A 26,248-nucleotide genomic window follows, 5' to 3' on the forward strand; every position below is an offset into this window, starting at 1 on the left:
AGCTCCAAGCGATTTCTAAATTACAACCTTTATTTTAATACCGTTTCTGCTCTTTCATCTTTTACAATTAGAAAGACTTTTCCTTCATCCATGTCCTCTTCAAATTCATGAGCATCTGCGTCAGCTATTCCTAATTCAATAAGTTTTTCTCTTAATTCATCACCTTGTTTTTCAAAGGAACCGATGTTTTCTTTATTATAGTCAATTCCTGAGATATCAGTATTACTTACAATTCGTGCTGTACGATCATCATCATGTGATAACACAAAAATTTCTTTAGCGTTAATATCACTTTCTTTTAACGTATTAATATCATTTTCAAGTGTTTCATCGTTTGTATAAGCTTTAACAAATGGCATAATTATACCTCCTATTAAATTTGGCTATATAATCTATATTCCCAAATACCATAGTTTTAATCATTTTTATAGAAGGTAAAATACGCCAATTATTGTTAGAATGCTTTCAAATAAATAATTCCCGATCAAATATACATATCACTAAGATTTAATAAAGTATAGCCATTTTCTATCTTAACTCTAAAGTGATTCATAATCCGCACCTGTTCCTCACTTAGCTTATCTTGATCCCAGTACATATGCATCAAACTATAATCAAACATCTCTTTTAATTGAATAAACAGAGGTAACTTATCTATCATTTGTTGTGATAGATGATGTTGTTCTTGATATCCGGCTATTATTGCCGCAGCGATGGACCTTCCATAGTCCGTAATATTTTCATTTCCAGTAAAAGAGTATTCCATGGCTGAATATATGGGAACTGCTAAATCAAAAATATAAAAGTGTTTCTCACAGTCCTGGAAGTCTATCATCGTAATATTTCTTTCCTTATCTACTAAAACATTTTCCAAACATAAATCACCGTGAAGTAAGCCATAGTCCATGTCTTCTCTAGGTAATCCTTTAATCTCCTTTATGAGTTGTGCTGCCTTTTCTCTAATTTTCTTCTCTTTATTAGGAATGTACTTCATAAACGCATATTCTTCATTGTCATACCAATGATTGATGTGATTTTCAGGAAATGTTTGTTCATACTGACGAGATGCTCGATGTAACTTTCCTACTTGCCTACCTAACTCTCTTAATATAGAACTATTCCATTCCTTTCTTTGAAGATGAATACCTGGAGCTGCTTCATACATAACTGTAAAATACGCTTTGTCTAATGTAATTGTTTCAATCAGATTATGATGCAAAGAAGGTACAATTGGAACGGATATCCCATTTTCATATAGGAAGTTCGTATAACGAATTTCATCCATTTGTTCATCAAAAGATTTATAGTTGGTAATTCTGGCGTAAAAATCCCCCTGTTCTGCCTCACATCGATACATTTCATTCGTTACCGCTTCAATTTGCGTAATATGCAGCGGATATTTCTCATTTAATAATGTAATTATTTTTGAATTCATTTATTTATCCCTCTCTATTCACCTATAGTTATCATGCGTAGGAACAAACAAATCTTCATTTGAATCCCGAACGAGAGAGAAATGATCTACATTATAATGACCATGAAGTGTTGCATTATGATGTTGAATAATTTGTTCTCCGCTTAACACTTCATTCCCTTTTGTCGAATGCCCATCTCCTACTAGCGTCACATCCATGCCATTTATCGTTGCTGTTCTTACAGCACTATCAATACAATGCTGAGTTTCACAACCCATAATAATTAAATGATTGAATTCTTCAGCCTTCACATACTCTAATAGACCAGTCCCGTAAAAAGCATTCGTTGCCGATTTATTAAAAAATCTCGCATCTTCCGGTACATGTATGTTTCGATGAACCTCAAATCCTCCACCACTACCTTCAGCCACATCAAGATCCCTGACGAATACGACAGGAATACTATCTTTATGTGCTTTCTCAATCACACGATTGATATTACTTATAAGTTCATCCTTCAAAAAAACAGCCGGTTCATTTTCATTACCATCCACTAAATCTTGCTGCACATCGATAATTAATAGTAGTTGCTTGATCAAATCAATGCCCTCCTTAACTTCTATACCATTTCGGTACAATCTCTTCAAAATAATTGTGATCCTCTAGAAATGTGTATACTTTATCCATCATCTGGTCTAAATTCTCTGGTATCGTTCTCAATGTCCATACAACCGTTGAGAAAACACACATTGCTAAATAAAGCGAATACAATTGCCAAAACGCTTCATCTGGCTCCCTTCCATTGAAGTAACCTTTAATTTGTCCGATACAAAACGGAATACTTACCTCTCGACTAAAGATACCAATTTTCAAGAATTCATGAATGGGATCTCCCCAATCGTATCGATTAAAATCTATTACTCCTGCAAACTCACCTTTATAAATAATCAGATTAGAAAGATGATAATCATCGTGCTGAAATAAATTCGGACGATTTTTCATCAAATGCATATGATCTTCAATAAAACGAATGATTTTTCCATCATTCTTTACTTGCACTTCACACTCTTGATAGGCATCCATATACCTTTGGTGTTTACTCACTTTTCTGGAATACCAAGATGAAATCTGTGGTGGCGCTTGAATTTGATGTATCTTCTTCAGTTCTTCCCCGCCTTCACGCCAACCTGAAATTGCTTTTCTTCAGATAGTTTAAGAACTTCTATTTCCGCATCTTCTCCTTCGATATATGAAGTAATCATATATCCCTGTTGATCGACCTCACCAATAGCAACAGGTCTTGAACAAGCTATTAGGTTCTCTTCCATTTTCTTTAACATTATAAATTCTTGTTGTTTCTGTTTCATGTCAGCGCTATCAAATATACGTAGTAATCGTTTCTGATTTTCCTCTGTATGAATAGTATATTTCTTATCCGCAGAGAACCCCTTTTCAATTTGGATAATTTCCTTACAATCATGTAATTCTGGTATTTTTCTTATAAATGTATGATTAATCACCATATCCCCCTTTAACTTATCTCTTATTTACTATTCTATCTCTATCCTTATTTTCCTTTATGAAGTATACAAAAGAACATTCAAATGAATACTTGAATATAAATAAATTTAGTATTACAATACATTCAAATGAAGATTTGAATAAGGACGTGAATTTCATGATAACTAAAGATACTTGCGATATATATTGTCATAACGAAGAGAAGGTCAACCGTGTTCAAGTCAAGATGAAAAACAATGATTTAGAAGGTATGGCAAGGATATTCAAAGCCCTATCTGATCAAAATAGAGCAAAAATCACCTATGCCTTATGTGAAGAGGATGATCTTTGTGTCTGTGATATTGCGAATATCATCGAGACATCAGTTGCGACAGCTTCTCATCACTTGAGAACATTATATAAACAAGGAGTTGTGAAATACCGTAAAGAGGGAAAGCTCGCTTTCTACTCTCTAGATGACGATCATATTCGCCAACTTGTATCTATTGCACTAATTCATCATCAAGAGGTGGAAAACCATGTCTCATAGCCAAATAAATACAAGTCCCAATGTAGAAACATATCGTATACAGGGGTTAAGTTGTACGAACTGTGCAGCAAAATTTGAAAAAAATATAAAACAACTACCTGGTGTAAATAATGCACAAGTGAATTTCGGAGCATCCAAAGTTTATGTTGAGGGAAATACAACCATTCAAGATTTAGAAAAAGCAGGATCATTCGAGAATCTCAAAATTACAAATGAAAGAGACCGTAATTCCGAAAAGCAGATTTCATTTTGGAAACAAAAAGATAATATCCGTCTCTACATTGCCGCTTTTATTATAGTTATCAGTCTTATCGTTAGTTATTCTTTAAATGAACAAAGCATAATCCCAACTATAGGTTTTGGTGCAGCAATTCTGATCGGCGGCTACTCTCTATTTCTCAAAGGACTAAAGAATTTAATCCAATTCCATTTTGATATGAATACTTTAATGACTATCGCCGTTATTGGCGCAGCATTAATAGGAGAATGGTTAGAAGGAGCAGCTGTTGTCATTCTATTTGCGATAAGTGAAGCTTTAGAGCGATTTTCTATGGATAAAGCAAGACAGTCTATCCAATCCTTAATGGACATCGCACCAAACGAAGCGCTTATACGAAGAGGTAATATAGAGCAAACAATCAATGTCAACGACATACAGTTAAACGATATAATGATTGTGAAACCTGGACAAAAGATAGCGATGGATGGCATTGTCATAAAGGGGTCTTCTTCTGTAAACCAATCAGCTATTACAGGAGAGAGTATTCCTGTTACTCGAATGACGGATGATGAAGTCTTTGCAGGCACATTTAATGAAGATGGATTATTAGAGATACGTGTTACGAAAAAAGTGGAAGACACCACTATTTCCAAAATTATTCATCTTGTTGAGGAGGCACAGGCGGAACGTGCTCCTTCACAAGCCTTCGTAGATAAATTTGCTAAATACTATACTCCAGTAATCATGCTCATTGCTCTCATGGTTGCCATCGTCCCTTCTGCTATCACAGGAGATTGGAGTACATGGGTATATCAAGGATTAGCTATATTAGTCGTCGGATGTCCTTGTGCACTGGTAATCTCTACACCTGTTGCGATTGTTACTGCAATTGGTAATGCCGCTAAACATGGTGTACTGATTAAAGGAGGCGTGTATTTAGAAGAAGCTGGATCATTACAATCGATTGCTTTTGATAAAACAGGAACATTAACAGAAGGTGTACCACATGTTACGGATATTGTTTCCTATCAAGGCGAGGAAAGTTCTAACTTATCACTCATCGCCGCAATTGAAAATGGATCCCAGCACCCACTAGCTGCTGCGATTATACGTAAAGCAAATGAGAATAATATTGCATTCAACCATGTAGAGATGGAGAACTTCAAATCCATCACAGGAAAAGGTGTTCAAGCTACGATAGACAACAAAGATTATTTTGTTGGTAGCCCTGACTTTTTTCAAGAGTTACACACATGCTTCACGCCGACTATCGTAAAACAAATAGAAGACTTACAATTAGAAGGAAAAACGGTGATCATCCTAGGAACTCATCAAGATATTCTCTCGTTATATGCCATCGCAGATAAAGTGAGAGAAGCATCCAAAAACGTAGTGACTAAGCTAAATAAACTTGGAATGAAGACTGTCATGCTAACTGGTGACAATTATAATACTGCTTTTGCAATTGGAAACCAAGTAGGTGTCATCAATGTTAAGTCAAATCTATTGCCAGAAGATAAATTGAAGTACATTAAAGAGTTATCAACTAACCATCAAAAAACAGCGATGGTAGGAGATGGCATTAACGATTCTCCAGCACTCGCAGCTTCTACTGTCGGCATTGCAATGGGTGGTGCAGGTACCGATACCGCTTTAGAAACCGCCGATATCGTATTAATGTCGGATGACCTGAATAAATTACCATATACGATGAACTTAAGTCGTAAAACGCTAAGAATAATTAAAGAAAATATTATCTTTTCATTAGGAATTAAACTAGCAGCGCTATTACTCGTTATTCCAGGATGGTTAACTCTTTGGTTAGCGATTTTTGCAGATATTGGTGCAACATTAATCGTAACGCTCAACAGCTTACGCTTGCTTAGAGTAAAAGATGACACTTAACTGAAAAAGGAGTCACTGTATGAAAGAATACACACAACTAACTTCTATCGAAATGGTTAGAGAATTTACGAGAGACAATCAATTATCATTCATATATATTTCTAGAGACAACTGTAGTGTTTGTCATGCCGTGTGGCCAAAGGTTCAAGGATTATTAGGTGACTACCCACAAATTCTGGTCGGAAAAGTGGATGCAGATAAAGTGAAAGAAATTGCAGGGGAATACTTGGTGTTTACAGTACCTACCATGTTCTTGCTTCTAGACCAAAAAGAATTATTTAGGGAAAGCAGATTTATTCGGATAGAACAATTAAAACAGAACCTAGAACGAGCTATCCTTGATATCTAGTAGAAACCCCATGTAACTTGACATGTCTAAGCATACCTTCTGGTGTACTTATGAAACATAAAGAAAAGAGGCTAGATTTTATAGCCTCTTTTCAATGAGTAATCATACTAATTTTAGATTGTATTATTCAGTGAAAGATTTTGCGCCAATGTAATGATCTTGCCAGTAATCAATGGTGAAATCAGCGACACTTACACCGTCATTTCCAGCATGAATCATTTGACCATTACCAATATAGATACCACTGTGAGACGCTCCTTCAGTGTCATAGGTTCCTTCAAAGAATACAACATCTCCAACTTCAGGAGAGTCTACATGTACTCCATCGTTTACCCACATTTCACTATGCGTACGAGAAATATCAATACCTACTTGATCGAATACATAGTTAATAAATCCACTACTATCCATTCCATCTGTAGTTGTTCCTCCCCATACATACGGAGTACCGACAACACTCTCTGCTGCTGCAACAATATCAGAGTTAATGTCTCCGGACTCAGATGCGTTCTCATCTTCGTCTTTCTCTACAATATTTAATTCTTCATCAGAACCTTCATTTTCTACTGCCAACGCTTCTTTCGTATTTGGTCCGACAATACCATCCACTTGTAAACCTTGGTCTGATTGATATTCTCTTACTGCTTCTTCAGTAATTGGACCAAAGATCCCATCAATGTTATATGTATAATAACCTTGATCTTGTAACTCCTCTTGTAAGTCTTCCACTGAGGAATTTACATCCCCCAACTGAATGAGTCCTACACTAGATGAAGTTTCTTCTTGCTCTGTTACGTTAGGTAGGTTACTTTCACTAGCAGGTATATCTCCTTCTGAAGCTCCTGCTCCAGCATTAGCAAACACGCTTCCCGCAAAAATAGGTGTTAATGCTAAAGAAGTAACAAATGCTGTAGAAAGCACGTATTTCTTAGCTGATAGATTGGACTGTGCCAACGTTATTCCTCCTTTGTTTCTCTACTATACTAGTAAAATATGATTATCTACCGACAAAATCCATCATATTTTACCACTGTACCTAATCTATCATATGAAAATCACAGTGCATTAACATAGAGTTTAAGGAGAAATAACAATTTATTATAGTGTTTTTTTGCTCTTTTTTCTTTTATTATGAAAAAAATCCATTAAATAGCGCAGTTTGAAGTATATGTTAAAAATATCCAATTAAAATTAAATTAAGAATCTCGTTATACCCCCATTAAATATTAAAAAAGGTCAAGAGACTTTATCTAAAATCTCTTGCACCTTCTCGTTAATCAATTTAAAATCTGCCTGTGGAGTTTCCTCATTTGAAAGTTTATATTTCCTTTTTAGATGAATGATTCTTTCTACACTTTCGTTAATTCTTTCTTCGTTAATATCACCGTTTTTAACGGCTGCTTTCAACTCCTTATGAACAGAAGTCACCGCATCTGGATGATGTGCAATCAGTACTATATCACTGCCAGCTTTTACAGATTGAATAGCCGCTTCTTCTATTCTAAAGTCCTCCGTTATCGCTCCCATCGTTAGGTCATCTGAGATAACAACTCCATCAAATCCCATATCTTCTCTCAATAGTCCTGTAATGATATCTTCAGACATAGAGGATGGATACTCGGTTTCTATTTGAGGCAACAGGATATGTGCAATCATAACAACGTCTGCACCTTCGGAAATTGCATTCTCAAAAGGAATCAGTTCAAGATCTGAAAGTTCCTTCAAACTCTTATCGACTTTCGGAAGCTCTAAATGTGAATCCTCACTTGTATCCCCATGCCCAGGAAAATGTTTGACGACGGATATAATCCCTTCATTCTCAATTCCTTTCATGGTTTGGACTCCCATTTCACTAACAAGGTGTGGGTCATCTCCATAGGAACGCTCTCCAATAACAGGATTGTCTGGGTTACTATTCACATCAAGAACCGGAGCGAAATCTAAATTAAATCCTAATCCTCTCATTTGTTTTCCAAGAAGAGTACCAACTTCAAAAGCAAGTTCCTGATCTTGTTCTTTTCCTATAGATCCACTTGGTGGGAGACTTATAATCTCGTCTGGCATTCTTGTTACGCTTCCACCTTCTTCATCAACCCCAAGAAGCAATGGATATGGATTATTGTCATTCACCTTTTTTATGTCATTCATAAGATTTGTGGTTTGCGTCTTGCTTTCAATATTGTCCGCAAATAGAATAACTCCTCCAACATGGTAATTTTCAATCATGTCTTGCGTATCATTATTTAGTTCTGTTCCGTCAATTCCACCAACGATCATCTGGCCGATTTTTTCATCTAAACTCATCTCTTCCACCAAGCTCGATACATCCAATGTTCCACTCATCGAAGTATTATGATCGGAGTGATTAGTTTGTTCGTCCCCTGGATGTATATAAAAATAAACCGCTCCAACGGTAATAGCTGCCATAATGACAAAAATACTTATCCATTTCATTCTGCTTACCTCCAAGGTGTTGAAATAATTCTATTGTTTCTCAATCTCCATTTTCCCCGGAAGTATCTTTCTTTAATCACTGCTTGCTAACCAGATATATCTAATGTGTTCTTCATGTGTCCAAATCGTAAATTCTATATTATTCTCACGATCAATGTAGACCATTGCATCTCCAAGTCCCATTTCACTATACGTATAGTAATCTTCTCCATAGATTTCCTCTACATCATTCCTAGAATCGCCTATACTAAGTCCTGATGACGTACTATAGGATTCACCCATCGAGATAGAAGTTATTTCATTCTCTTCATTCGTGCGAATAAAGAAATCGTTATGACGATAACTTATTCCGTTATCTTCGTCCCTCTTTTCAAAATCAGCTAATTGTTCTATGTGATGTGCGTCTAGCTCTTCATTTAGCGAAAATTCTCCTATACTCTCTCCACTTAAGTCTGTAGATGCTGTAAACAATTTACCTACCGGATAAATAAAAGCTATAAAAAAAGCAACACTTCCTAAAATGAATATTGATAATAATACAAACAATCGTTTCTTCCAACTAAATGTTGAAATACGAACACACCACCTTTAGTTTACTCGATCACATACCTGTCTTTACCAACTTGATATCCAATAATGATCAATAAAACCGCTACTATCATCAATGTTAACAATGGGAAGGACCAGCTTGCTGTAACATCATACATAGAACCGATTGCAAAAGGGCCGATAGCTGCAAGTAAATAACCGACAGATTGTGCCATTCCTGAAAGCTCCGTTGATTGTTCTGCATTCTTAGACCTTAGACCTAAGAAAGTTAAAGCCAAAGCAAATCCTCCACCTAATGCAATCCCAATGAAAAGCAAACTGAATATTATTGTTGCCCATGAATCTCCCAATAACAATCCTCCATATCCAATCAACGAGAAAACACCAATCAAACAAGCTATAAAGGATTGTTTTTGTAACTTACCAGCTAGAATTGGGACAGTAAAACTCGCTGGTAATCCAATAATTTGTGTTATAGAAAGAAGCCATCCAGCAGTCGCCATACTCATACCAAAATCATGCAGAATTTCTGGAAGCCAAGAAATCGTAACGTAAAAAAGCGTTGATTGTAAGCCTAAAAATGCTGCAACAATCCATGCTAGCGGAATGCGCCACATACGATTACCAGATAGAATTCCTTTTTTTGATGGGGGAATGCTTTCTTCTTTCGTTGTGTCTGTTCTTATGATGATTATCCATATCACTGCCGCAAACACAGCAGGTGCTGCCCATATAAACAAAGATAACTGCCAACCCAACCCTAGGTCTTTCGCAAGAGGGTTACTTAACCCAGAACCAGCTGCAGCAAAAATATTCATAACCGTGGTATAAATACCTGTCATCAATGCCACTTTTAACGGAAAGTAACTCTTAATCAAACTTGGTAATAATACATTACATATCGCTATCCCTGCACCGATGATTAAGGTTCCTATTAGTAATAAAAGAAATAAAGAAATAGATCGAATTAAGATTCCAATTATAATAAATATAAGTCCAAAGATTAATACTTTTTCTCTCGTTAATTTATGAGCAAAATTTGGCACCATAGGTGAAATAATTGCAAATGCTATCAATGGCAAACTCGTTAATAACCCTGCCGTGCCATTTGAAATATCAATATCTTCTCGAATAAGACTGATTAAAGGACCCACAGATGTAATGGCTGGGCGTAAATTAAATGCCACAACGATAATTCCTATAACTAAGAGTAGAAATTGAAACTGATTGTTATTCTTTTGATTCCCTTGAGACTCTACCATGATGAACCTTCTTTCTATCGGAGCACATTATTCTTTAACAACTTAATATACGCTTCATTGAATAATATAGCAACCTATCCAGATGAATTTTTGACAATATAAAAAGGCCAGTTAATAAATTATACCAGCCTAACTGATCATAAAAAAACAATCCTCTCATTCTTCTATATAATTATTTATCCAGTACAAATCATAATCATATTTTTTTATCTGGGTCGCTTATATTAAAAAAAAAAATCATCAAACTCAACGATATCTGACTCTATTTGAAACCCTAATTCTTGAAGATAGTCATATGCTTGATAAATATCATCTGTGTGGAAGTTAAATAGTGGGTAAGGCAAAGGCTGAATATCTTTTGCCATTCCTGGAGGTCCTGCATCTAACGTTATACCTGTATTCTGATCCATCTTTAAGTTATGTACTGGATCGGCTACTTTACTTACATCTACTTCTTCCCCTAGCAATTTACTATACCATTGTACCGAACGTTGTAAATTACTCACATGAATAAAAATGGTATTGGTACGATTTTTAATTGGGTTACTCATCCTTTACTCCTCCTTTAAATAAACGTTTGATTAAATTATTGACATAAGATTCCGTTAATTATTATAACAAACATCCACTTTTGGGGTAGTGATCTTATTTGAGAAGTAATATTTATTTGAATTCTATATCATATTCCATTCGCTTTGCCGTATCTAACGCTACGTTTACACCCAAAAGCTTTCTAACGATATGAAATGACATATTTATACCCGCTGATATCCCAGCTGATGTAATTATACTTTCTTCATCTACATATTTAACACCTTGTTGAACGTCTACTTGCGGGAATTCATTTTTAAGTCTATTCACACTTGCCCAATGTGTCGTGGCCTTCTTTTCATCTAATAATCCCGCTTTTGCCAAAAGTAATGCGCCTGTGCATACCGAGGACATAATCTGCACATTTTTCATTTCCCTTTTTATCCAATCGATGACTTTATTATTATGTATCTCTTTTTTTCTTGCCCCCAGACCACCGGGAATAATAAGGATATCGAATTTAGGCATACTGTCAAAACAATAATCTGCCTTTACTTTTAAACCATTACGCGCATATATTATTTTATCTTGTTCAGAAACTGTCTCCACTTGAAATGGCTTTGCACCATCATCGAATGAAGTAACCGAGAGCACTTCAAATGGCCCTGCGAAATCCAAAACTTCTACATCATCAAATAAAAAAATGCCAACTTTCCATTGTTTAATGATCATCGAATTTCCTCCTCACATAGTTTCATAAGATATTTTTAGTGTATTAAAAAGGATTCTCTATAGATTAAAAAGAAGTACTATATATTTACCATAACACATATTCATAGGAGGAATAAAAATGGCTAGTTCACTTGTTATTACCGAATAGAACTTATGTAGAATAAGAAGGCAGATTTTTACCTTCTCATTTATCTTCATAAAGTCTTACATTGGAAACATCATTTCTGTTAGAGTTATAAGTTAATTCTTCTAGCTCACGAACCGCTTTTTCAAATTCACGTCTCGTAAATTGCTTGGTTGCTAGTAATGAACATAACATCGCATACGCTATTGGTTTAGTATCAACAAGAATACTAATATCGACATCTGAATTTCCACTTTCCCTTATCGTTGACTCGATAGCTTGTGTATCGTTTGAATAAGGTCTTCTTCTTTTACCTTTAATATCATATAAATTATCTATATTCGCCACGATTACAACCTCCTTTTCACCAAAATATGTGAAAGTGGGACAGCTATATATCCCACTTTGTAAATGCATTGTATTAATATTTTTTTCTTTTTTTGCAACAATGATGATGACCATCTCTATCACGATCATCGTCGTTATTATCTTGTTCACCTGCTACATTACCACTATCGTTAACGCTATTATTGTCGTCAGTATCTCCTTTAGACTTAGATTTAGAATCAGAATCAGATTTTACATCTACATATGAATTTCCACTGTTAATTACTTTTGCAATATTGGTATTGCGATTTCTGTTCTTTAATTTGTTGTCGTTGTCGTTATCGTTGTCATTATCATTATCGTTGTCAAGCTTTATATCAGAATCAAAATCAACATTTGACTTCGAATCTGCATCTGCTTGCGCGCGTGCTTTTGAAAAACTGAATTCTTGATTCCCATCTTTATCATACTTTTTCCACATATTATTTCCCCCCTTTACTTTACATTGATAATTTATGCAGTTTTTCTTTATTGGTGGGGGCGGATACTCTAAGGTATCCGCTTGTTTTTAATAAAGTATTTAGTATATCTATCACATTTACTAGGTATTTATTACATATATTTACTTACCAGAGGAAAAATAAATTAGGAGGTGTATTATATGGATAAAAAGTCAAAGAAAGATCGTGCTAATATCAGTGACGAACAAGCGGTCAGAGGAAGTCTTTCCAAGCAATTTGATCATGAATTTGCCAATGAGCCATTAACAGCCGAAGAAAAGTTTAATAATAAAAAAACAAAGAAAAGACAGTAGTAGATATGGTATTAGCCCCTTAACTCCCATGGGGCTAAATAATCTTTGTATTACCTAAAACATTTTCCGTAAAACACCTAACTTCCTTTGGTGATTTCAAAATAAAAATTTGTTTGGTGTCTGATAGTTGTTTAAGATTCGTTAAGATATGAGGTCTTTTATTATTTGGATAATGCCAAATCCACTTCAAAAACTCTATGTCTAATTTTTCATCACAACCTTCTCCCATATCTGGACGCGTTCTATTTCTATATTTAATACTTCTTTTTATTGCCCGGAACAAACAAGTGAACCTTGATATATCTAAAAAAATAATAGTATCTGCTGCATGTAATCTAATCTCCATCGTACCACCGTAATTACCATCAATAATCCAAGAATCTTTCCCCACTAGTTCTTCTTGAACTTTACGTTGTTCGTCTTTTGATACACCAACCCAATTAGGTTTCCAAAAAAGTGCATCCAGGTGATGGACTTCAATTTTTAACTCCTCTCCTAATTGACGAGCCAATGTAGATTTACCAGAACCACCTGACCCGATTAAAGCAATCTTTTTCATAATATTATCCTTTCTTTTACCAAGTTCAGTAGATTAACATCGTTTTCCACTATAAAATTCCTGCACTATTCTTTTATCTTCTCCTTTCTGTGAAATCCCCCTTTGTAAAATGACGTATTACCTTACTCCAAAAACGCTGCGCAGGTAAATTACTCTTCATTTGAAATACTTCCCAGCAACCCTGATGCATATTAAATACTTTGTTTGCTACGAATTTCCCTATACCCATGCGTCTATACCTTTTCATAATGAAAAATTCTTTAACCGAAAAATACTGTTTATCTCCCTCATTTTGATTGTATTGTATTATACAAAATCCAATGTAACTATCGTTAAAACTAACAAAATAAGTGTAATAGTTTTCTTTTTCCAAGTAATCATTAATAGGGTATTCAGCAAAACGGCCATTAGGCTCAATATCTATCTCCATAAACTCAGAGAAATCATAAATATAGAATTGAAATAGATTTAATAAAGTTTCTTCTTTATCCTTTGTAGCGTTAATTAATTGAACGTTCATACAACACCTACACTTCTTATTACAAATTAAATTGTTTTTTGATTAAAATAGCTACCTCATCCGCTTCTAAACATGTATTATCTATTCGTACATAGTTGGGATAGGAAATCTCACCGTCAATGGAATTAAGCCTATGCTTCTCCAACGACCTTTTCAATTCATTCTCTGACCACTCAATATTCCTCTTTGAAGGTTTATGCTCAAGTCTATTCACGCTTTTATTCCTGTTTAGTCTTTCATCTAAATCTGCTTCAAGCTCCACATAATATGTCGTTCCGCCTCTAGATTCAAATAACTCAGTAAGTCTCTTAACGTTATTCCAGTCCTCTTGTAAATCAAAAGCCCATACAAAAGTGAAAATTATTCCATATAAATTGCTCTTCGATACCTCTTCAAATATCTCTTGGCGAAAGAAATTTACTAATCTTTTCCCTTCTTTTGTCGCATAATCAAAAAAATTACTTACTAAATCGATCGTCATATGATTATGAAAAAGCTTAAGATCCGTGATTTTAACTAACTCTTGTCCAACCGTCATCTTTCCAACAGCTTGAGGACCAAATATTATAACTAACTTCATCCATATCTCAATTCCAATCGTTGCTAATTTTCAAAACTTTTTATAAAATTTTAACATATAGCTGGAGTAGTAATAAAGATAGGATAATTTTTAATTGTTAAAATGACCCTACTAAGGAATAAGAATATGAATTACTATTAAATTTACAGAAAATTGTGTTATCATTAATACGGACATAAGTTTTTTCTTGGACAGTAACTCATTATTTGTAAAAAATTGAGAGATCTATGACATTGTTTGAAACTCATTATGGATGATTTCTTTTGGCACACTAATCATAGCGGTTCTTTCATTTAGTCATAAAAATTAGAAATATATAGAAGAGAGGAGTAATCAACTATGAAATATCGAACAAAACATGGTATAGACATTCGAATAGATTCACGCTTTGCTGTTTTAGCAGCTGCTCTGACCGCTTCTTCAAATCCTGTTTCTCATGAACACCCGTTAGTAACCGACACAAGGCAACATTTATAGAAATCGGTGAACTTCTTCATATTCGTGAATACTTAGGGAAAAATCATGAATAATCAACATTTGACTTTAACGCCCATTAAGTTGAATATTACTTTGTTTGTAACTTAGTGAATGACAATTATAAAGTTCCTACCAATACTGATAGCCATCAAGTAGGTATAGTATGGATACACATTAACCATTTACTCGAATGTCGGATATATCCCAAACAATTAAGAAAATATATAATAAGACATTTAAATAAGGAAGCATCTCCAGTTTATTTAGGGGATATTAATTGACATGAAGTTCAGTAAAATGTGCAATTCTGAAATAATGAATTAAAGGGAGATGTATGATATATATGAAAGTTACTGATTACTCAAAAATCGCTAACAAATATGAGAAAAACCAATATAGATTAGAAAATGTTCAATATGATAACGATTTAAGGGAGTATATTGATAAAAATCCGAAATCAGTGTACCAGGTTTTAGATTTGGCTTGTGGTACTGGAATTTATCTTGATAAACAAATAAAATTCTTTAATAATTTTAATATTGATTGGAATGGTCTTGATGCTTCAGAAGAGATGCTAAATAAAGCAAAAGAAAAAGTTGAAAATGCTTCTATCATTAATGGATTAGCTGAAAATATGCCATACGAAGATGAAAAGTTTGATTATATTTCAAATAACTATGCCTTCCATCACTTTATTAATAAAGAGCAATCTCTTAATGAAGTTTATCGTGTCTTAAAGAAAAACAGTGTATATAAACTTTACAATATTGCTATACATGATATGAAACAATGGTGGGTATATCATTACTTTCCGACAGCTTATTATGAGGATTTAAAAAGATTTTGGGAAAAAGAAGTGATTTTTAATGGACTTTCAATAAGAGGATTTAAAGTTAATATCCAGATTCAATACCGGTTAGAAAGAATTAAATTATCCGACTATATAGCAAATGCAGAAAACAGGGACATATCTATATTAACTCTGATTAATGATCAAGATTACCAAGATGGATTGAAGAAAATGAGATATGAGTTGGAGATTAATCCTGATAAAACTATAACAAATGACTTTGCAGAAATGATTTGTATTGCTAAAAAAATATAAGTACATCCATATGCCTGAAATATGGGAGATAAATCAACATTGAAAACAACGCGCCTTTTAATTATTTTTAGAAAGTGATTGAAATCGACATGCTAACACCTCAACATATTCTTCGAGTATGGGAACAATTTGATCATTCTCCTATGGGGAAGGATTAAGGTTCCCCTTACTTTAGATGAAATTTTTACTGCAATCACCGCTACTAAACATTTTCAAATTCCGTATAGTATATTACAAAGATGACTTAACAAGAAGAAATAAATTTGAAGAATGTGGCTTGCTGGACAATTAGCACACAGCAAAACAAGCAAAGGTAACAATTAAACTAGGTAATTGTAAATATCAATAAAGAAATTCAATCATTCACTCAAATCAGAAAGGTTTTTATTCCTTTCCTGCTACTCAGAAAAGAAATTTTCTGCGGAAAAACAGTAAATATTTCACAAGAAAGGTTGGTTTTTGTTCATTTCTAACCGATACCCACATTCTAACCTGGATTATTTCTTATACGTTTTACATACATTTAGTGGGGGAACATATACGAAATATGATAATAGACATCGAAGAATTACAGAAAAGAGGTTATAAAATGAACGCCACCAAAACTTCTTCCAAATTACGTGATAGTTTTTGGATCTTACCAATTGTATATGGACTTTGTGCGATAATTACTGTGGGCGTCGTTACTTTAATCGATGTTCAGTTCGTACCACGTTTTTCAAATAGTATTCCAGATATACTTTTAACAGGACAAAGCATCGCAAAAAATTTATATTCAGCTCTAATCACCGCCATGCTAACTATGATAACAATCAGTTTCTCAACAATCATGGTTGTTTTAACCACCTATTCTTCTCAATTTTCACCACGTGCTTTACAAGATTTTATGCGAAGTAAAATTACTAAACATGTTTTAGGTGTGTTTACATTTGGGTTTATATTTGTGCTGATTAATTTATGGCTTCTAACAGAATCAAAGCAAAAGGATTTACTCAGTCCCTTTTTCACAGTAATATTCACGATTATTTCTTTAGGCTTTTTCATCTTGTTTATCCACTATGCTGCGCGCTATGTACAAGTGAATTTCTTAATTTCTACTGTTCGGAATGAAACATCGAAATTAATTAAAGAAACCTTTGCAGATAGAACATATGGTGAGCATCAACATTGGGATCATTCCCAGATTAAAGGGATAAAGGAAAAAGACAAACAAACAACGTATGCATTACGTTCAGGATATATTCAGCATATCGATTACAACCACCTTATTAACTGGGCAAGTAAAAATAAAATGGTGCTGGAAGCAAATTTCCAAGTGGGAGATTATGTACCGAAGGGGATGCCAGTATTTTATTATTGGGCATTTAACGACAAAGTAGTAACTGAATATGAACATGACCAGTTTCTTACGATAGGGAATGAACGAACAAATCTGCAAGATATTGAATTCTCGATGGACAAATTAGTTGAAATTGCTGTAAAGGCTCTTTCAACAGGGATGAACGATCCAAACACAGCAATTAACTGTATTCATCGTCTCGGTGGATTATTAACCGAATTAGCAGGAAATTACCGAGAAGTTACGTACTTCTCTGATAATCAAGGGGATTTAAGATTAATAATGGAACAAAAGCGATTCCGCGATTATCTATATAAAAGCTTTCATCAAATTAAACATTACGGCAAAGATGATATATCTGTTATAACTAACATCGTAAACGCATTATATAAATGTGCAGTTGTCAGCAATCAGTCAATCCAAAAAGAACTTTGGGACTTTAACAGTTATATCCTAGAAGAGATAGACATCCAAAGTCTTCCATCAATGGATTATGAATATTTAAAAGCAATTATGGTTAAATTTGCAAATACTACTAATCAAGAATTAAATTGGGAGTAATCGACGAAGTTAGTAGCGAACCAGTATTGATTTCCACCTCAGGATGTATAAGTGCTACTATACCTCCTCAATAACATTCACCAGGTCTTCTTCATTTATTGAGGGAGATTTAGTTGCTGTACGCTTGCTAGGGACTTGGCTTTTTCAGTTATTTATTGATTCACAGCATACAAATTTTAACTTCCTATGCAACGAAAAAGAGGGTAGGACATAACAAAAAAATTTCCAAAAGGCGAATAATAGATACAATAAACGTAAGAAATATACAGAGACTCCTCTGGGAGTGAGGCATAGGTTAGACCCCGGGATGCGGAGCATCCGGAGGCTTACCAGCCGCCCACGGAAAGCGGAGTATATTTCTGAAGCGGATTTTCAAAACCCATTCCAATTCATTCGGATTTATTTTTTTGTAAATACTTTAGTCCCAACCTCATTAATTTTATATCTTTTTATAAATCAGCTCTAAATTTGCCAAAGCTTATAAAAGTGCTTTGATATCATCTTCTATTTTTGCTGGTTTATCTTTTGGTGCGAACCTCTTCACAACATTACCATTTCGATCTACTAGAAATTTCGTAAAGTTCCATTTCACATTACTACCTAGCAACCCTTTTTGTTCCTCTGTTAAATATTTATACAAAGGAGCGGCATTGGGACCTTTTACATCAATCTTTTTAAACAATGGAAATGTAACGCCAAAATTAACCTTACACGCTTCTTCCATTTTGTCATCATTGACTGGTTCTTGTTCATTAAATTGATTGCTTGGAAATCCGAGTACACGCAGTCCCTCTTCTTGATATTTTTGGTGCAATTCCTCTAATCCTTCAAATTGATTCGCGAATCCGCATTTGGTTGCTGTATTAACAATTAGTAAGACATTGTCACGATACTGTGATAATGAAATTTCTTCTCCATTACTTTTTTCAACTTGATACTCATATATAGACATAATGTCATGCACCTCCTTCTACTTAGAATATAGTAACTACACGAATTTATAAACTATTAAGCTTATATTCTCATGAGATGCAATAAGACACTATAATCACTTGAGTCTTAAGCTTTTACATGATACCGACCTTTTGGAATTACTAATGGAGTTTGTGAAATAGGATCTGGGATAACAATGCAATCTAAATCAAATACTGATTTAACGAGTTCACTTGTTAGTACTTCCGTTGGATTTCCTTCTTCTATAAGTTTGCCTTCTTTAATCGCAAAGATATGGTCTGCATACCGTGCTGATAAATTTATATCATGCAATACCATCACAATGGTTGTACCGTATTTTCGGTTTAATTTCGTTAGTAAATCTAAAATCTCCACCTGATATGTGATGTCTAAAAAGGTAGTTGGTTCATCCAGGAGTAAGATATCTGTTTGTTGTGCCAAAGACATCGCAATCCATACACGTTGTCTTTGGCCACCTGAAAGCTCATCAATATGTCGATCGGCAAATTCAGTGATATTCATTATTTCCATTGCTTCACTAACCGCTTCATAATCCTTTTTTGTCCAACCTTTTAGAAATGTTTGATGTGGAAACCTTCCTCTTCCTACCAAGTCTGCAACTGTTATTCCCTCAGGAACAATTGGTGACTGTGGTAATAATCCTAATACTTTAGCTACCTGTTTTGGGGGAATTTTTTGAATTGATTTCCCCCCTAGGATAACTTGACCAGAGGAAGGCTTTATAAGCCTTGCCATTGTCTTAAGCAGAGTAGATTTCCCACAACCATTCGCTCCAATAATAATGCTGATTTTATTACTTGGAATGGAAATATCTACATCGTGTAAGATAGCTTTATTATCGTATCCAGCAGTAATTCCCTCAGTATGAAAATCATGTGTCGGTTTCATTATAAATCTCCCTTTCGATTCATTCGGATTAGCAAATAAATCAAGTATGGTGCTCCGATAATACCTGTGATTACACCTACAGGATACCTAGCAGCGAATGCAAATTGTCCTACAAGATCTGATGCTAAAACTAAAATGATGCCAACAAGTCCTGCTGGAATAATACTGGAAAAACCTACACCAACTAGCCTTTTAGCGATTGGCCCAGATAGAAATGCAATAAATGCGATAGGTCCTGTTGTAGCGGTAGCTAACGCAAGAATCAGTACGGAGGTGATAATTAGTATTACTCTCGTTTTATCCGTGTTGACTCCAAGTGAAATGGCGGTTTGCTCGCCAAGTTCTAGCATATCCAATTGCTTTCCAAGCGCTACGATAATTGGCGTGAAGATAATAACAGCAATGATAAGAGGATAAACATCCTCCATCTTAGCACCATTTAGACTACCATTAAGCCATCTCATTGCCGTAGGAATATCATTTTCCTGACCAATCATTAATAAGTAAGATATTACGGCATTTAGCATAGCCTGAATGCCAATACCTACTAATATTAATCTACCAATTGAAAAAGAGGTACCTCTTGCTAATAAAAAGATAACAATTACTGTAACAAGTCCACCAATAATAGAAGCAATCGAAACAACGGTATTACTTGCTTGAAGAACAATGATACAGAAAACAGCAGCAGCACTAGAACCAGTTGTTATTCCGATAACATTTGGATTTGCAAGTGGATTACGTAACATCGTTTGAAAAACATATCCAGCAACCCCAAAGGCAAACCCTGCAAATACACCTGCGACCATTCTTGGAAAACGAATCGTTCCAACAGCAAATGAAGCCCCTTGAACTTCCTCACCAAGCAATACACTGACCACATCCGAAATAGGATAAATTGTATTTCCTAGCATAAGCATTGTACAACTAAGCACAAAAGCAGTGATTGCCAGTAAAGAAGTGACAAAAATAAAACGACGACGTCTCTTTATTCTACCTACCATAATAAGATTCATTGATTTATTCATCATAAAGCACGCATTTTCGCTTTCATAGTTATTAAAATTAATATAGGAGCTCCGATAAAGGCCGTAACCACACCAACTTCAAGCTCACCAGGACTTCCGATAACTCGACCGAATACATCAGATATCGTTAAAATAACGGCACCTGCTAGAGCGGATAGAGGGATAACATATCGTAAATCAGGACCAATCAACAGTCGTATAACATGTGTTGCTAACAAGCCGATAAAACCGATAGGACCTGCTAGTGCTGTCGCTGCACCACACAATATTACACCTCCAAAAGCCGCAATAAGTCTAAGTGTCCCTGTACGTACACCTAACCCTGTAGCTGCTTCATCACCCAATGCTAATGCATTTAGAGCTGGTGAAGTAGCAATCGCTATTATTATCCCCACTAGGAGAAAAGGAATAAACAGAGAGACAGAGTTCCAATCTCCAGCCCCTACACTACCTACCTGCCAAAATCTAAACTCATCCATAACGCTGGAGCGAGGAATCATAACTGCCATTACAAGTGAAGATAATGCTGCACTCGTCGCCGCACCCGCTAAAACGAGTTTAAGGGGCGTGGCACCGCCACTCCCCATCGAACCAATTCCGAATACAAAAATGGCAGTTAAAATTGCTCCTATTAATGCAAACCAAATATAATGACTAGCACTACCAATATTAAAAAAGGCTATTCCACACACAACGAATAACGCTGCACCTGTGTTAACTCCTAATATACTAGGATCTGCAATCGGATTTCGAGTGACTGATTGCATTAGTGCTCCAGAAACTCCAAGTGCAGCACCACACATTAAACTAAATACAGTTCTCGCAATTCGTTGGCGAACCACATTTGCTCCGTGGGACTGTACTTCCGGATGAAATAAACCATCCATTAAATCATTCCATCCAACCACACGAGACCCAAAAGCAAGTGAAGCCAATATACTTATACCGAGCAATACAATTGAAAGTATAAGTACTTTTATTAAATTTTTCGGTAAATGTAACTGCTTATTTTCTGAAACGGATAGATTATTCATTTTATTCGACTTTATTAGCAGCTTCTGAGAGTAAGTTTAAGTATTCATCAATAGTGTATTGAATAGATAGTACGCTTGGTGTACCTGATGCTGCAAGTGGCGTATTATCTCCAATAACTACGACAGAACCTCTTTCAATTGCCGGCACTTTCCCGAAAATTGGATCTGCTTGTAGCGCTTCAAGTGTATTTTCATCACCATAAGTTACCAAGATATCTGCATCATTAAGCATATCTGCGTTTTCGGCACTCGGTTCTATATAGAAACTATCTGGATCTGGTATTTCATTTGTAATACTTTCAGGATAATCCATCCCTAGCTCCGAAAGAAACCCACCACGTGGATCTGCAGGTGTATAGACAAAGAAACTAGATAAATCTTCCGCATTTACACTTAAGAATGCAGCTGATTTCCCTTCAAGTTCAGGATATTCACTAACTTTTTCATCAATTTGGTTCTCTACATCTGTTATTAATTGCTCGCCTTCTTCTTTCATTCCCATAGCAGTAGAATTCATTTCTAACTGCTCTCTCCATGTAGTCAACCAAGGAGCATTGGGATATGCAACAACTGGAGCAATTTGAGTTAATGTATCATAATCTTCTTGCGTTATACCTGAGTATGCTGCAAGAATGACGTCTGGATTACTATCAGCAATTGCTTCGAAATCTAAACCATCCGTATCTTGGAATAGATTGGGTTTATTTTCACCAAGTTCTTGAACTTTTTCTGCAGTCCAAGGTAACATCCCACTATCATCTTGAACACCATAGTTTGCAGCAGAAAAACCTACTGGAACTACTCCAAGAGCTAAAGCATCATCATGGTTTCCCCACTGAATCGTTGCAATTCTTTCTGGTTTACTTTCGATAACTGTCTCACCCAAAGCATGTTCAATTGTTATTGGGTATTGATCTTCTGTTTCTGCGGAATCATTCGATTCTTCTGGCTCTTCTGTCTCCTCTGTTGAGGATGGATCCGAACACCCTGCTAATACTAAAGTAGCAATTATAGTAAACATTAATACTAGCAAAAATGATTTCTTTTTAAACATATGTAAGCCCTTCCTATCTATTATTTAATTTTTTGGATTAACGATTTTCGACCTTTAAACTCCATTTTAATAATGATAATCATTATCAATTAATATACTTTAATCCTATGATATTGTCAATAATCAAAATATATTATCCATTACTATTAACCTACCAACAATATTTTATATCAATGATCTTAGACCCATTACACACCCAGGATTCACAGGTAATAAGCATCATAGGGGACGCAAAAGAAAAACCCCTTTAAAGTAATACAAGTTTACTCTAACAGAGTTTCGGCCAAATCCGTATATTCTTTTACCCATAATGAAAATGAAAGTTCATCATCCCAAGTAACCATATTCGTCGCTTTTGCACTTCCCCAATCAAGTACCCTTTGATGAAGCATATGCACTTTCATTCTTTTTTTCACATTCTCTTTTCCAGGAACCCCGTTAAAATAAGTATCCATCAAATACTTAGCTAGCGTTATTTCTTTTTTATCAATATAATATGTAATCATTTTTATTAAATCTGATATTGGATCAGCAAAATAAGCATTTGTAAAGTCAAATACGCCGCTTACTTTCCAACCGCTACAACTTTTATCGACTAAAAAGTTTCCTGGTTTAAAATCCCCCATCACAAATGTTGGTGAACAAAAATGATTGAAATCTTCCTCTGATTCAGTTAATAACGATTTTACCCATTCCACATCTTCGCATGTTATTTTTGAGAATCTCTTCGCATCTTCTAACCAATACAGTATTCTGTTAAATAACCATTTCCTATAGCTATCTTTAAAAGGTACTATTTCCAGGCTTCTTATGTCTAATTCACCAAACGCGTTGACCTTCCAAGTATGAAAAGAGGATAAAGTTTGTCCAATAGATTCAGCTATATTAATTTTCTCCTCTACATACAGGCTATCTTTCAATTCTTTTGAATTTAAATGCTTCCCCTCAAGACGTTGCATAACAGAATAATTCCAACCAAAGATATCATCGAAATCATCAATTATATAGAGCTTCGGTACTTTCACATTTGTTCTTTCATTAATATTATCAATAAAAAATTTCTCTTCGACTAACTGACCGAGATAAAGAGGGTTACCTTTAAGAACAAAATTTCCTTTTGTTGACGTAACAAACATTGTTTGTCCCATAACTCCATATTCTGTTTTACTTGAAGTTAAGAGTTTTCCTAAATCATACTTATCAAGCATTGACTGTAACTGAGTGTTAGTTACTTCTCCTAATCTATTAGATCCAAAAATTATTTTTGAAGTCATATGAGCCCTCCAGGTGAAAAACATCGTTAATTTATCAGCACTATTTTCTTACTCATTTTACTTATTGAGATTTTTCTATGATCTGATTTCGCTATTTGGTCCGCTCCTATTTCAGCAATTGTCAAGCTGTCCTCAACTTCAAATATCCTTGCATAACCTTCTCCCAAATCCCCTCTCCGCTCTTGTGATATCGTGCCTTGTAATCGCCCTATACTATGTTCTATTGAACCATCTGGGAATTTGGCTGCAATTGCACTCTCAAAATAAGCAGTCCTTTCATTAGAGAATTCCATTTTATTGAGTATCTCTTGCGCTCTATCTTCATCTGTCCCTTCCATCCACCTAGCAGTTTTAACTCCTGGAAAGCCATTAAGATCTTCTATAAATAACCCTGAATCTTCACCAATGATAATTGAATTTCCATCACTCCTTACAGCATCTACTTTTATTGTTGCGTTCTCTGCACATGTTTGACCCACTTCTTCTACATCATCAACATCACCAAATTCATATTCTGATAAAGTAATAACATTAAAACCTAATTTGGAAAAATCTCTTCGGAGCCATTTAATTTTTTCTTGATTCCACGTTGCTAAAACAAGCTTCATTATTATATATTCAACCTCCTATCATTTAATAAACAGGGCAATATTCAGATCTTATACAAGATATCTTTTTATGAAATTGATTCAGTTATAAAATTAATATCATATTGAAAGCATCTATAACAAGGTATCCTTTCTCGATTTTAGTTTACCTAAACACCAAACATTCTATGAAAAACAAAAACATAGAATCCTAACCATAATAGAGATACTACTCCTAAAGTGATACCTATATACTTACTTAATTTGTTCATTGTCGTTATTGCTATATAAAATGAACATAGACAAATTAGTGCTGGAAAAACAAGTATGACTAGAAATATAGTGATCACCACCAATTTAAATATGAAGCCGAATAAACATCTGAAAAAACCACTATTATTTTAACACAAAACATCGAATAAAAATTAAATTTTCAATCATTTAATACTGTGATAAAATTAGGTAAAAAGTTCTGTATAAGCGATTTGAAGGACAGTGAAATCATTATAAAAACAAAAAGCATCTTCATATTTCATTGGTTATTTTTACTAAGTGTTAAGTTTTCCTTTCTTTCATGACGATTTTGGAGAATAATGTCTTTATATTCAATATTGCCATCATTCATTGGGTGGATTAAATTATTTTGGTATTATAGTTTTAATTTTGCTGTTTACTAGTCTTACTCTAGCTGTAAAATCATAAGAAAAGCACTATTCTTATAGGAATCTTATTAGCAACTTTACTTCCTCGATATCTTGCTGATACATATCAAAAGACACTCGAAACTGAGCAATTGCAATATCTTACAAACAAGAGATTAGTGAATGGGATATTTGAAAGAATGGAGATACTACCTTAATCGTTGAATGTAACCTTATGTTAACCAATCATAGTAACAGCGATGTGAATTATTACTGTCGTTTGTGGATAAATACAGTGATGAAGAACATGACATTGTAAAAATCGTTATCAATGGTGCTCCACATAATTTAAAATTACATAAAAATGAAAGAAAGCAAGTTGAAATCTATACAACAATTGACGTCTCCAGGTTAGAAGAAGCAATGGATGCCGGAAATATGAAAATGCTCAATATTAGGATTGAAACTAATGGTAAAGAAAATTGTAAGAAGTTAAGAGGTGAATTCATGTTAAGACCAATTATTGGCATTAGCACACTATGCCTGTACTGTTTTCCTTTTGTTTATTTTTCTATGTATACTGATTTTCAAAGTAATTTAATTGTTGGATATCTCATTATGGTTGTTTCTACTGCAATTCTTGCTTTCATAAACACATTTTTTCGTAATTCATTTATTATCATTTTAGGAAATATTCTATCACTGATGTTTTCATTATACTTTACTAGCCAGTTAGCTGATAACGATCACTGGACTGGTTATTTCAAGCCTTTTTGGCCATACCAGTTAGTAATTTTAGTCACTGTTTTAAATTTAATTCCACAGTTAATAGCGATGAAATTATCCTCTAACTTTAAGAAAAAGAGAGAGTAGTACTTACGACTAATAATTATT

Annotated in this window: 30 protein-coding genes and 1 pseudogene; 9 read left to right on the plus strand and 22 right to left on the minus strand. The window is 34.6% G+C overall.

What is annotated here, in order from left to right; genetic code table 11:
• Nucleotides 1–29: 29 nt before the first annotated feature.
• The 4 genes and pseudogenes from ABC346_RS02155 to ABC346_RS02170 all read right to left on the minus strand — a co-directional run bounded on the left by ABC346_RS02155 (nt 30) and on the right by ABC346_RS02170 (nt 2,938).
• Complete coding sequence (locus ABC346_RS02155) at nt 30–359, minus strand: YflT domain-containing protein (RefSeq protein ID WP_413233342.1); 330 nt, start codon at nt 357–359, stop codon at nt 30–32.
• Between the two features lie 125 nt (nt 360–484).
• Nucleotides 485–1,435 carry a phosphotransferase enzyme family protein gene (locus ABC346_RS02160; protein ID WP_413233343.1) on the minus strand — a complete coding sequence of 317 codons (951 nt, stop codon included), beginning with the start codon at nt 1,433–1,435 and terminating at the stop codon, nt 485–487.
• A gap of 18 nt (nt 1,436–1,453) precedes the next feature.
• A complete protein-coding gene (locus ABC346_RS02165) occupies nt 1,454–2,011 on the minus strand; it encodes a cysteine hydrolase family protein (protein ID WP_413236496.1) in 558 nt (185 codons plus the stop codon).
• 16 nt (nt 2,012–2,027) lie between these two features.
• A pseudogene (locus ABC346_RS02170) lies at nt 2,028–2,938 on the minus strand (aminoglycoside phosphotransferase family protein).
• 155 nt (nt 2,939–3,093) lie between these two features.
• Here ABC346_RS02170 and ABC346_RS02175 point away from each other — a divergent pair.
• The 3 genes from ABC346_RS02175 to ABC346_RS02185 are packed head-to-tail and all read left to right on the plus strand — an operon-like array spanning nt 3,094 to nt 5,939.
• Nucleotides 3,094–3,465: an ArsR/SmtB family transcription factor gene (locus ABC346_RS02175; RefSeq protein WP_413233344.1), complete on the plus strand. Its 372-nt coding sequence runs from the start codon at nt 3,094–3,096 to the stop codon at nt 3,463–3,465.
• Nucleotides 3,455–5,590: a heavy metal translocating P-type ATPase gene (locus tag ABC346_RS02180; protein ID WP_413233345.1), complete on the plus strand. Its 2,136-nt coding sequence runs from the start codon at nt 3,455–3,457 to the stop codon at nt 5,588–5,590. The genes ABC346_RS02175 and ABC346_RS02180 overlap by 11 nt, the downstream gene beginning before the upstream one ends.
• 19 nt (nt 5,591–5,609) lie before the next feature.
• Nucleotides 5,610–5,939 carry a thioredoxin family protein gene (locus ABC346_RS02185; RefSeq protein WP_413233346.1) on the plus strand — a complete coding sequence of 110 codons (330 nt, stop codon included), beginning with the start codon at nt 5,610–5,612 and terminating at the stop codon, nt 5,937–5,939.
• A gap of 123 nt (nt 5,940–6,062) precedes the next feature.
• Here ABC346_RS02185 and ABC346_RS02190 read toward each other — a convergent pair whose 3' ends face one another.
• From ABC346_RS02190 to ABC346_RS02225, 8 genes are all read right to left on the minus strand, one after another.
• Nucleotides 6,063–6,893, minus strand: coding sequence for a C40 family peptidase (locus ABC346_RS02190; RefSeq protein ID WP_413233347.1), 831 nt, complete (start codon nt 6,891–6,893; stop codon nt 6,063–6,065).
• 282 nt (nt 6,894–7,175) lie between these two features.
• The gene (gene nagZ, locus ABC346_RS02195) at nt 7,176–8,393 is read right to left on the minus strand and encodes a beta-N-acetylhexosaminidase (RefSeq protein ID WP_413233348.1); all 1,218 of its coding nucleotides are present in this window, start codon (nt 8,391–8,393) and stop codon (nt 7,176–7,178) included.
• 72 nt (nt 8,394–8,465) lie between these two features.
• Complete coding sequence (locus ABC346_RS02200) at nt 8,466–8,939, minus strand: hypothetical protein (RefSeq protein ID WP_413233349.1); 474 nt, start codon at nt 8,937–8,939, stop codon at nt 8,466–8,468.
• A gap of 47 nt (nt 8,940–8,986) precedes the next feature.
• Nucleotides 8,987–10,204 carry a CynX/NimT family MFS transporter gene (locus ABC346_RS02205; RefSeq protein WP_413233350.1) on the minus strand — a complete coding sequence of 406 codons (1,218 nt, stop codon included), beginning with the start codon at nt 10,202–10,204 and terminating at the stop codon, nt 8,987–8,989.
• Nucleotides 10,205–10,428: 224 nt separating this feature from the next.
• Entirely contained in the window at nt 10,429–10,755 is a 327-nt protein-coding gene (locus tag ABC346_RS02210) for a VOC family protein (RefSeq protein ID WP_413233351.1), read from the minus strand.
• Nucleotides 10,756–10,867: 112 nt separating this feature from the next.
• The gene (locus ABC346_RS02215; protein ID WP_413233352.1) at nt 10,868–11,467 is read right to left on the minus strand and encodes a DJ-1/PfpI family protein; all 600 of its coding nucleotides are present in this window, start codon (nt 11,465–11,467) and stop codon (nt 10,868–10,870) included.
• Nucleotides 11,468–11,651: 184 nt separating this feature from the next.
• The gene (locus ABC346_RS02220; protein ID WP_413233353.1) at nt 11,652–11,939 is read right to left on the minus strand and encodes a hypothetical protein; all 288 of its coding nucleotides are present in this window, start codon (nt 11,937–11,939) and stop codon (nt 11,652–11,654) included.
• 73 nt (nt 11,940–12,012) lie between these two features.
• Nucleotides 12,013–12,399 carry a hypothetical protein gene (locus ABC346_RS02225; protein ID WP_413233354.1) on the minus strand — a complete coding sequence of 129 codons (387 nt, stop codon included), beginning with the start codon at nt 12,397–12,399 and terminating at the stop codon, nt 12,013–12,015.
• Between the two features lie 180 nt (nt 12,400–12,579).
• On the opposite strand from ABC346_RS02225, the gene sspO reads away from it, so the two are divergent.
• The gene (gene sspO, locus ABC346_RS02230; protein ID WP_413233355.1) at nt 12,580–12,732 is read left to right on the plus strand and encodes a small acid-soluble spore protein SspO; all 153 of its coding nucleotides are present in this window, start codon (nt 12,580–12,582) and stop codon (nt 12,730–12,732) included.
• 34 nt (nt 12,733–12,766) lie between these two features.
• On the opposite strand, the gene ABC346_RS02235 is transcribed toward sspO, so the two are convergent.
• The 3 genes from ABC346_RS02235 to ABC346_RS02245 form a co-directional block, all read right to left on the minus strand.
• Nucleotides 12,767–13,291: a DNA topology modulation protein gene (locus tag ABC346_RS02235; RefSeq protein ID WP_413233356.1), complete on the minus strand. Its 525-nt coding sequence runs from the start codon at nt 13,289–13,291 to the stop codon at nt 12,767–12,769.
• Between the two features lie 73 nt (nt 13,292–13,364).
• Nucleotides 13,365–13,811 carry a GNAT family N-acetyltransferase gene (locus ABC346_RS02240; protein WP_413233357.1) on the minus strand — a complete coding sequence of 149 codons (447 nt, stop codon included), beginning with the start codon at nt 13,809–13,811 and terminating at the stop codon, nt 13,365–13,367.
• Between the two features lie 19 nt (nt 13,812–13,830).
• Nucleotides 13,831–14,391 (minus strand): AAA family ATPase, encoded by a 561-nt coding sequence (locus tag ABC346_RS02245; RefSeq protein ID WP_413233358.1) that lies wholly within the window; start codon nt 14,389–14,391, stop codon nt 13,831–13,833.
• A gap of 253 nt (nt 14,392–14,644) precedes the next feature.
• Here ABC346_RS02245 and ABC346_RS02250 point away from each other — a divergent pair, with 253 nt between their 5' ends.
• From ABC346_RS02250 to ABC346_RS02265, 4 genes are all read left to right on the plus strand, one after another.
• Nucleotides 14,645–14,701, plus strand: a complete 57-nt coding sequence (locus tag ABC346_RS02250) for a putative holin-like toxin (RefSeq protein WP_413236497.1) — start codon at nt 14,645–14,647, stop codon at nt 14,699–14,701.
• Nucleotides 14,702–14,730: 29 nt separating this feature from the next.
• On the plus strand, nt 14,731–14,868 hold the full coding sequence (locus ABC346_RS02255; protein WP_413233359.1) for a hypothetical protein: 138 nt from the start codon (nt 14,731–14,733) through the stop codon (nt 14,866–14,868).
• Nucleotides 14,869–15,211: 343 nt separating this feature from the next.
• Nucleotides 15,212–15,973 (plus strand): class I SAM-dependent methyltransferase, encoded by a 762-nt coding sequence (locus ABC346_RS02260; protein ID WP_413233360.1) that lies wholly within the window; start codon nt 15,212–15,214, stop codon nt 15,971–15,973.
• 589 nt (nt 15,974–16,562) lie between these two features.
• Complete coding sequence (locus ABC346_RS02265) at nt 16,563–17,873, plus strand: DUF2254 domain-containing protein (RefSeq protein ID WP_413233361.1); 1,311 nt, start codon at nt 16,563–16,565, stop codon at nt 17,871–17,873.
• Nucleotides 17,874–18,351: 478 nt separating this feature from the next.
• Here the strand turns inward: ABC346_RS02265 and ABC346_RS02270 are convergent, their stop codons facing one another.
• From ABC346_RS02270 to ABC346_RS02300, 7 genes are all read right to left on the minus strand, one after another.
• Nucleotides 18,352–18,825, minus strand: a complete 474-nt coding sequence (locus ABC346_RS02270; RefSeq protein WP_413233362.1) for a glutathione peroxidase — start codon at nt 18,823–18,825, stop codon at nt 18,352–18,354.
• A 107-nt stretch (nt 18,826–18,932) separates the two neighbouring features.
• Nucleotides 18,933–19,736, minus strand: coding sequence for an ABC transporter ATP-binding protein (locus ABC346_RS02275; RefSeq protein ID WP_413233363.1), 804 nt, complete (start codon nt 19,734–19,736; stop codon nt 18,933–18,935).
• The gene (locus tag ABC346_RS02280) at nt 19,736–20,767 is read right to left on the minus strand and encodes a FecCD family ABC transporter permease (protein ID WP_413233364.1); all 1,032 of its coding nucleotides are present in this window, start codon (nt 20,765–20,767) and stop codon (nt 19,736–19,738) included. Before ABC346_RS02280 ends, ABC346_RS02275 begins: the two co-directional genes overlap by 1 nt.
• On the minus strand, nt 20,764–21,798 hold the full coding sequence (locus tag ABC346_RS02285; protein ID WP_413233365.1) for a FecCD family ABC transporter permease: 1,035 nt from the start codon (nt 21,796–21,798) through the stop codon (nt 20,764–20,766). Before ABC346_RS02285 ends, ABC346_RS02280 begins: the two co-directional genes overlap by 4 nt.
• A 1-nt stretch (nt 21,799) precedes the next feature.
• Nucleotides 21,800–22,852 carry an iron-siderophore ABC transporter substrate-binding protein gene (locus tag ABC346_RS02290; protein WP_413233366.1) on the minus strand — a complete coding sequence of 351 codons (1,053 nt, stop codon included), beginning with the start codon at nt 22,850–22,852 and terminating at the stop codon, nt 21,800–21,802.
• 263 nt (nt 22,853–23,115) lie between these two features.
• Nucleotides 23,116–24,126: an aminoglycoside phosphotransferase family protein gene (locus ABC346_RS02295; protein ID WP_413233367.1), complete on the minus strand. Its 1,011-nt coding sequence runs from the start codon at nt 24,124–24,126 to the stop codon at nt 23,116–23,118.
• Nucleotides 24,127–24,152: 26 nt separating this feature from the next.
• Nucleotides 24,153–24,734, minus strand: a complete 582-nt coding sequence (locus ABC346_RS02300; protein WP_413233368.1) for a non-canonical purine NTP pyrophosphatase — start codon at nt 24,732–24,734, stop codon at nt 24,153–24,155.
• Nucleotides 24,735–25,636: 902 nt separating this feature from the next.
• Here ABC346_RS02300 and ABC346_RS02305 point away from each other — a divergent pair.
• Nucleotides 25,637–26,227, plus strand: a complete 591-nt coding sequence (locus tag ABC346_RS02305; RefSeq protein WP_413233369.1) for a hypothetical protein — start codon at nt 25,637–25,639, stop codon at nt 26,225–26,227.
• Nucleotides 26,228–26,248: the final 21 nt, after the last annotated feature.

The sequence above is a fragment of the Oceanobacillus phoenicis genome (genome assembly GCF_047238145.1).
Classification (GTDB): domain Bacteria; phylum Bacillota; class Bacilli; order Bacillales; family Amphibacillaceae; genus Oceanobacillus.